Origin of the sequence: Sphingomonas sp. (assembly GCF_040398505.1) — a bacterium.
Lineage (GTDB): Bacteria > Pseudomonadota > Alphaproteobacteria > Sphingomonadales > Sphingomonadaceae > Sphingomonas.
The window spans coordinates 1-8,027 of sequence record NZ_JBBATX010000110.1; the positions used below are offsets into that span (position 1 = coordinate 1).

Here is an 8,027-nt window from a genome sequence, read left to right on the forward strand (position 1 = left end):
ACGCTGAACCATTTCGGTCCCGCCGCCGTCATGTGGAAGCAATCCTCCAGCCGCACGCCGAATTTGCCGGGCAGATACAGGCCCGGTTCGTCGGAAAAGCACATGCCCTCGGCCAGCGGGGTGGTCTCGCCATGGACGAGGTTGACCGGCTCGTGCCCGTCGAGACCAATGCCGTGGCCGGTGCGATGCGACAGGCCGGGCAGCCGGTAACGCGGGCCGTAGCCGAGCGATTCGTAAAACGCGCGCACCGCATCGTCGACCGCGCCCGCCGGTGTGCCGATCTGCGCGGCGGCGAAGGCCTTGGCCTGGCCGGTGCGGACATGGTCCCAGACGGTACGCTGTTCCTTACTGGCGGCGCCGAAGACGAAGGTGCGCGAGACGTCGGATTGATAGCCCTGCACGGTGCAGCCGCAATCCATCAGCACGATTTGCCCGTCGGCGACGATTTGTGGGTCGCGGCTGCCGTGCGGATAGGCCGCCGCCGCGCCGATCAGGACGAGCGCGAATTCCGGATCGCCGCCGAGTTGCTTCGTTGCAGCATTCATCAGCGCGGCGATATCGGCGGGCTTCATGCCCTTTTCGATACGCGGCCAGGTCCAGCGATAGGCGGCGATCGTCACGTCGGTCGCGGCCTGCATCAGCGCGATTTCGGGCGCGGTCTTGCGCATCCGCAACGCGCGCACGACCGGGTTGGCGCTGACGATCTTGGCGCCCGAGCGCAGATCCTCCATCTTCCTGCGCAAACCATCCGAGACAAAGAACCGAACCGTTTCTTCAATCGCAACTGCCTTACCCAACAGGTGCTTACGGTCGATCCAATCGGCCACACGCGCGATCGGGTCTTCGTCCTCGTCCCATGCCCAAACTTCTGCCGGAATCGCTAGCGTTTGTCGGACCGAGGGCTCTTCGAAATAAGGAGTTACGATGCAAGGGTCGCCCTCCGCAGGGATAATCGCGCAGGTCAGCCGCTCGCTGCGATGCCATTCGACGCCGGTGAAATAGACCATCGACGATCCCGGCTCGATCAGCACCGCGCCAATGCCGCGCGCGCGCATCGCCGCTTGCGCGCGGGCGATGCGGGCGCGGCGTTCGGCCACGCCGATCGGCGCGGTGCCGCCGGTGATCGCGCGCAATCCCGCCAGATCGGGCGCGGCGGCGCGGAGCACGGCGGTCGCGGAGAGCGCCGGGAGGGCGGCGGCAGCAGTGGCGAATGCGCGTCGGGTCAAGTTCATCGCGGCACTGTGCCAGCACGCCGCAGCCCCCGCAATGCGTCAATCCGGTGGCGCAACGCTTGACCCCCGCGTCATTCTCCCGTTGATGGCCCGGACTGTAACACCGGGGGCCGACACGTGGCGAAGCGACTGACGACCTACATCCTGATCGGGCTGGTGCTCGGGCTGATCGTCGGCTGGGCGATCAACACCCAGATTGCCGACAACACCCCCGAAGCAGCAGCGCGGCTCAAGGAAATCGGCGCGGGCTTTTCGATCGTCACGACGATTTTCCTGCGGCTGATTAAGATGATCATCGCGCCGCTGGTGTTCTCGACACTGGTCGTCGGCATCGCGCATATGGGCGACATCACCGCGCTCGGGCGGATCGGCGGGCGGACGATGGCGTGGTTCGTCACCGCGTCGTTGGTGTCGCTGAGCCTTGGGCTGATACTGTTCCACGGCATCGAATTCGTGATCGATGCGGTCGCGCCGGGCAGCGGGTTCGGCTTCAAGCTCCCTCCGCCCGATGCGAGCGTGGGCCTCGACGAAAAGGCGTTCAACCTCACCAATTTCGTGACGCATATCGTGCCCGCCTCGGTGGTCGATGCGATGGCGACCAACGAGATCATCCAGATCGTTCTGTTCTCGGTCTTTGCTGGCGTCGCGCTCACCGCGATCGGCGAAAGGGGCGCGCCGATCGTGCGCGGGGCCGAGGCGCTCGCGGCGATGATGCTGCAGATCACCGATTACGTCATGCGGCTTGCCCCGCTGGCGGTGTTCGCCGCGATCACCGCGACGATCACGGTCAATGGCCTCGGGATCGTGTGGACGCTCGGACTGTTCGTCGGGAGCTTCTATCTCGGGCTGGCACTATTGTGGCTAATGCTGTTCGGCGCGGCCTTCGTGTTCATCGGGCCGCGCGCCTTCATGCTCGCGCGCTATATCCGCGAGCCGATCCTGCTCGCTTTCTCGACCGCATCGTCCGAAGCCGCCTATCCGCGCACGCTCGAGGCGCTGGTCCGCTTCGGCGTACCGCGGCGCATTGCCAGCTTCGTGCTGCCGCTCGGCTATTCGTTCAATCTCGACGGGTCGATGATGTACATGACCTTCGCGACGCTGTTCCTCGCGCGCGTCTACGGCGTGGATTTGTCGCTCGGCACGCAAATCGTGATGTTGCTGGTGCTGATGGTGACGTCGAAGGGGATTGCCGGCGTGCCGCGCGCCTCGCTCGTCGTGATTGCGGCGGTGATGGGCCAGTTCGGCATTCCCGAGGCGGGGTTGTTGCTGATTCTGCCGGTCGACCAGTTCCTCGACATGGGGCGCTCGGGTACCAATGTCGTAGGCAATGCGGTGGCAACGGCGGTGGTGGCGAAATGGGAGGGGACGCTTGGCGCGCCGGAGCAACCCGAGATCGAACCACCCCATGCGCCGCATGGCGCGGTTTGAAGAGAAGAGGTTCACGCGAAGGGGGCGAAGAGGCGGAAGAGCGCGAAGCGACACCCGCCGGAGTAGCGGCGCAATCGCCTGTTTGATCGACGATCTTCGAGCGTCACCAATGCTACTCCCTTGGCGGCCTGCCTTCTCTTCGCGCCCTTCGCGTGAACCATCTTCTTCTTCTTCTTCTTTCCAGGCAGAAGCAGAAGCTCAAGCGTAGGCGTAAGGCCCACCCTTGGCGAGCGCGGCCTGATAGGCCGGCCGGGCGTGGATCTTGTCGAGCCAGGCGGTCGTCGCCGGGCGTGAGTCGTCGAGGCCCGCACGGCTGCGCGCCGCCTCGAGCGGGAAGCTCATCATGATATCAGCACCCGTGAGATCATCGCCCGCGAAATAGGGGCGGCTCGACAGCTCGGTCTCGACATAATCGAGGTGGATATCGATCATCGGCTGGATGCGTTTTGCGGCGGTCTTGCCCACCAGCGGGATGCGGTTGACAACCAACAGCACCAGCAGCGGCGGCATCATCGATCCTTCGGCATAATGCAGGAACTGACGATAGCGCAGTGTATCGGCGCGATGCGCCGGCGGCCCCAATTTGCCATCCGCAAGTTCGACCAGATAGTCGATGATCGCGCCGGTTTCGACGATGGTGTGTCCGGCATCGGTATCCTGCAACACCGGCGATTTGCCGAGCGGATGGACCTGCTTGAGTTCCGGCGGGGCCAGCATCGTCTCCTTATTGCGTTCATATCGCGTGATCTCATAGGGCAGCGCGAGTTCCTCGAGCATCCACAGAATCCGCTGCGAGCGGGAGTTTTCGAGATGGTGGACGATGAGCGACATACGGAGTCTCCGGGTTCGGCTGGGGTCGTATCGTAGCAGCCCAGTCTCAAACGCCCAAGCACGCACACCGCGCGCACACTATGAAAGGCCCGCCGTTGCCGACGGGCCTTCCCGGTTTCTGCGACGGCAACACGCTGACGCGCGCCGTCTTGGCCGGAACGGCGGCGTGCACGCCCGCCGTCCCCGCGCTTGCCCTGCCAATCCGGCGGGGCGAACGCGAACCTCACATCTCGTCGTCGCCCTCATCAGGCTCGGGACCGGACATCATTTCTTCGGCAACCTTGTCGGTGCGCGAACGGATTGCCGCCTCAAGCCGATCGGACATTTCGGGATGATCCTTGAGGAAGGTCTTCGAATTTTCGCGGCCCTGGCCGATGCGAACGCTGTCGTACGAGAACCACGCGCCCGATTTCTCGACAAGCCCGGCCTTGACGCCGAGATCGAGAATCTCGCCGATCTTCGACACGCCCTGCCCGTACATGATGTCGAATTCGACTTGCTTGAACGGTGGCGCGACCTTGTTCTTGACGACCTTGACGCGGGTGGTGTTGCCGATGATCTCGTCGCGATCCTTGATCTGGCCGGTGCGGCGGATGTCGAGCCGGACCGAGGCATAGAATTTGAGCGCATTGCCGCCCGTCGTCGTCTCGGGATTGCCGTACATCACGCCAATCTTCATGCGCAGCTGGTTGATGAAGATCACCATGCAGCGCGAGCGGCTGATCGAGCCGGTCAACTTGCGCAAGCTCTGCGACATCAAACGCGCCTGCAAGCCGACATGGCTATCGCCCATTTCGCCCTCGATTTCGGCGCGCGGCACCAACGCGGCGACCGAATCGATCACCAGCACGTCAATCGCGTTCGAACGTACCAGCGTATCGACGATTTCGAGCGCTTGCTCGCCAGTATCGGGCTGCGAGACGATGAGTTCGTCGATGTTGACGCCGAGCTTCTTGGCATAGACCGGGTCGAGCGCATGCTCGGCATCGACGAAAGCCGCGGTGCCGCCACCTTTCTGCGCCTCGGCGATGACATGAAGCGCGAGCGTCGTCTTGCCCGATGATTCGGGTCCGTAAATCTCGATCACGCGCCCGCGCGGCAAACCACCCACGCCAAGCGCGATGTCGAGCCCGAGCGAGCCGGTCGAAATCACTTCGACTTGCATCGTCTGCTTCGAGCCCAGCTTCATCGCCGACCCCTTGCCGAAGGCGCGATCGATCTGCGCGAGTGCGGCCTCAAGCGCCTTCGCGCGTTCGTCCTTGGCCTTTTCGGCGGCCTTGTCCGTGGATGCTGCCATTTTGCTGTCGATGACCTTTAACGATACCGCCATTGGGAGCCTCCATCGCTAGACCGAACGCGTGCTGCGTTCAATGTGTGTTGGAGGCTGTATCGCGTTTGTTCTTTGAGAACAAGAGTGGAACGGAAATTATTTCGCGCTGGGGCCTGAGATCATCCCAGCGCGTCGAGCGCCTTTGCCACGCCGTCCATCGTGAACGGCTTGGGCAGCGTCGGTCGGTCGCGATACGCCTCCGACACGGTATCGTGCGATCCGCCGGTCGCGAACAGGAACGGAATGCCGCTGGCGGCGAGCGCATCGGCGATTGGGAAGCTCTTCTCACCGCCGCGCAAATTGACGTCGAGGATCGCAGCATCGATCCCGCCCGCCGCGATCAGCGCGAGGGCCGCGGTGACGCTATCAACCGGTCCGGCCGGTGCCTTGCCAAGCACCTCCAAAAAGTCCTCGATCATCATCGCGATCAAGGGTTCGTCTTCGACGATCAGGATAGTATGCGGTACATCCATCGCGTCGCCTTACCCGCCCCCCGCTGTGGGCGCCATATCATTTCGCAAGCGCAGCTGCGCGCGTCAGCACCGCCCGAGTCGCCTCGGCAAGCTCCTGCACCGAAAACGGTTTTGCGAGAAAGTCGACATTGTCGAGATCGATCGACTTACGGATCGTCTCCTCGGCATAGCCCGACATGAACAGGATCGGCAGATCGGGATAGCGCGCGCGGGCATGGCGAACCATCGTCGGGCCGTCCATCAACGGCATCATCACGTCGGAAATCAGCAAATCGGGCCGTGGGTTGGCGGCGAGCAGCTCGAGCGCGGCCTCGCCATGTTCGGCGGTGAGCACGGTATAACCCTGCCGCGTCAGCGCACGCTCGGCGACGGCGCGGACCATGTCCTCATCCTCGACCAGCAGGATCGTGCCGGTGCCCCACAAATCGACCGGTTTTTCCTTAGGCAGCACGCGCGGGGGTGTCGGTTCGACCAGCGCCCCTGCGGTGTGGACGGGCAAATAGATTTTGAAGACCGCCCCGGCTCCGCCTTTCGACCCGCCTTTCACATTTTCGGCAAAGATGTAGCCGCCCGATTGCTTGACGATGCCATAGACGGTGGACAGGCCGAGGCCGGTCCCCTTCCCCACCTCTTTGGTGGTAAAGAACGGCTCGAAAATCTTGGGCAGGATTTCGACCGGGATGCCGCCCCCGGTATCGGCGACTTCGAGCACGACATAATCGGCGGCGGGCAGGATGTCGGATCCGAGCTGTCGCACTTCGCTTGCGGTGACGGCATAGGTCTGGATCGCGAGCGTGCCGGTGCCGCGCGAATCCTTGGACATCATCGCATCGCGCGCATTGACCGCGAGATTGACGACGACCTGTTCGAGCTGCCCGGGGTCGGCGCGGACCGGCGAGAGGTTGCGGCCGTGCTTGACGGTCAGCGTGACGGTTTCGCCGAGCAGTCGCTTGAGCAAGTTCGACACTTCCGAAATCACGTCGGGCAATTGCAGCACTTGCGGGCGCAGCGTCTGCTGGCGCGAGAAAGCGAGCAATTGCCGCGTCAGGCTGGCCGCGCGGTTCGAATTGGCGCGGATCTGCTGGATGTCGTCATAATCGCTGTCGCCGGGCGAATGGCGCATCAGCATCAAGTCGCAATGTCCGATGATCGCGGTCAGGATATTGTTGAAATCGTGCGCGACGCCGCCGGCAAGCTGCCCCACCGCTTGCATCTTGGTCGCTTGCGCGACTTCGCGTTTGAGCCGGGTTTCCTCGCTATTATCCTTGAGGCTGAGCAGCACCGCGGAATTGCCGAGGCCGCGCGCCCCTGCGATCGAGAGGGCGACCGGCTCGTCGGGATGGTCCTTCAACCGCACCGCAAGATCGGTCGAATGCGTCGCGCCGCCGGCGAATTTGCGGATCGCGTCGGCCACCACGCCCTTATCCTCGCGCACGACCAGATCGCCGGGATAGAGCGGCGGGCTATGCGGATCGACCGAAGCCGCGCGCGCAAACGCATCGTTCATTTGCAGGAAGCGCCCATCGCCGCCAATCAGCGCGATCCCGAACGGCATCAGCGAGACGAGGCTCTTAATGTGGGCACTGGCGCTTTCGCCGATTGCGGGATGACCGCTCTCCTCCTCGTCGATCAGCGCGACGAGCATTGGGGCATCTTCGCCATCGAGGAACGGGATTTGCAGGACGCGCAACGGGTTTTGCGTCAGGCCCTCGCGTTCGAAGCGCGCCATGCCGTGCGCATCGGTGATGAGGAATTGCGCGAAGTCGCGCCCGATGATCGCGCCTTCCTCATGTCCCATTGCGCGCGCGCGCAGCACGCGATTGGCGGCGCGGATCCGGCCGTCGGGCTTGATCAATGCGGCCATAATCCCGGCGCTGCCGAGCCGGTCGCCGGTCGCGCCCGCGATCAGATTTTCCATCGTTTGCGCCAGATCGAGCCCTTGTGGCGCATGGAAGCGCCAGACGAGCAGATTCTCGTCCTCGCCCGCGCGGGAGACGTGCGCCGACAGGTTCGTGCCGTTGATCAGCAGCCGATCGATCGCGGCGTCGCCGTCGCGCCAGGCCGCGCGCCCGGCATTGCCCAGACGCTCGACTCCGGTCGAATCGAACGGCAGACCGGGCGGCGTCGGGAAGCCCCCGAACACTGCTTCGTACCGGTTGTTGGCGCAGACCAGCCGCCCCGCACGATCGGTCACCGCGATCGCATCCGGGCTGCTCTCGGCCAGCGCGCGCGCGACGCTCCAGTCGGGCTCAAGCGCGGTTGAGGCGGTGGGCGGGAACAAGCGTCGGAACGCGATCAGCCCGCCCGTCACGACGAGCGCCGCCGCCAGGAACGCGGCGGCGACGGGCACGCTGCCGATCAGCCCGAGAATAACGAGCGCCGCCGCCACGCCGCAGCCGATCGCGATCAGCGCGGCGCTGCGAAAGGCGGTGGACTGCGGTATCGCGGGGAGCGTGGCCATTGCGTCATGCTTTGGGGGATCGGCCGGGGGCGTCAAGAGCTAAGCGGCGGAACGACGGGGGTTTGCGCGGCGGATGCCGCTGTGGTCCTTTCGCTCCTTCCCGATGAAGGGAGGAGGGAGAAGCGGCTCGGCAAAGCCGAGCCGTCGGACGCCGCTGGGGCGGCGCCGGCCGGGCCGCCGTCGATCCGCGATTTAGCTTCGCTCAATCTTGGACGGCGGCCTTACCAGACCTTCACCCGATCGCCCGGTGCCAGATACATCTTGTCGCCCGG

Annotated in this window: 6 protein-coding genes; 1 reads left to right on the top strand and 5 read right to left on the bottom strand. The window is 64.5% G+C overall.

The annotated features are described in order from the left end of the window. Positions 1 to 1,232: M24 family metallopeptidase (locus ABWP09_RS12085; RefSeq protein WP_353205381.1), on the bottom strand; the 1,232-nt coding region annotated here is incomplete at its 3' end. Positions 1,233 to 1,349: 117 nt separating this feature from the next. On the opposite strand from ABWP09_RS12085, the gene ABWP09_RS12090 reads away from it, so the two are divergent. After that, positions 1,350 to 2,660: a dicarboxylate/amino acid:cation symporter gene (locus ABWP09_RS12090; protein WP_353205382.1), complete on the top strand. Its 1,311-nt coding sequence runs from the start codon at positions 1,350 to 1,352 to the stop codon at positions 2,658 to 2,660. Between the two features lie 198 nt (positions 2,661 to 2,858). Here the strand turns inward: ABWP09_RS12090 and ABWP09_RS12095 are convergent, their stop codons facing one another. From ABWP09_RS12095 to ABWP09_RS12110, 4 genes are all read right to left on the bottom strand, one after another. Beyond that, positions 2,859 to 3,491 (bottom strand): glutathione S-transferase family protein, encoded by a 633-nt coding sequence (locus tag ABWP09_RS12095; RefSeq protein WP_353205383.1) that lies wholly within the window; start codon positions 3,489 to 3,491, stop codon positions 2,859 to 2,861. A 223-nt stretch (positions 3,492 to 3,714) separates the two neighbouring features. Beyond that, positions 3,715 to 4,821 (bottom strand): recombinase RecA, encoded by a 1,107-nt coding sequence (recA, locus tag ABWP09_RS12100; protein WP_188446705.1) that lies wholly within the window; start codon positions 4,819 to 4,821, stop codon positions 3,715 to 3,717. A 119-nt stretch (positions 4,822 to 4,940) separates the two neighbouring features. Continuing rightward, entirely contained in the window at positions 4,941 to 5,294 is a 354-nt protein-coding gene (locus tag ABWP09_RS12105) for a response regulator (protein WP_353205384.1), read from the bottom strand. Between the two features lie 37 nt (positions 5,295 to 5,331). Further along, positions 5,332 to 7,755 (bottom strand): response regulator, encoded by a 2,424-nt coding sequence (locus ABWP09_RS12110; protein WP_353205385.1) that lies wholly within the window; start codon positions 7,753 to 7,755, stop codon positions 5,332 to 5,334. Positions 7,756 to 8,027: the final 272 nt, after the last annotated feature.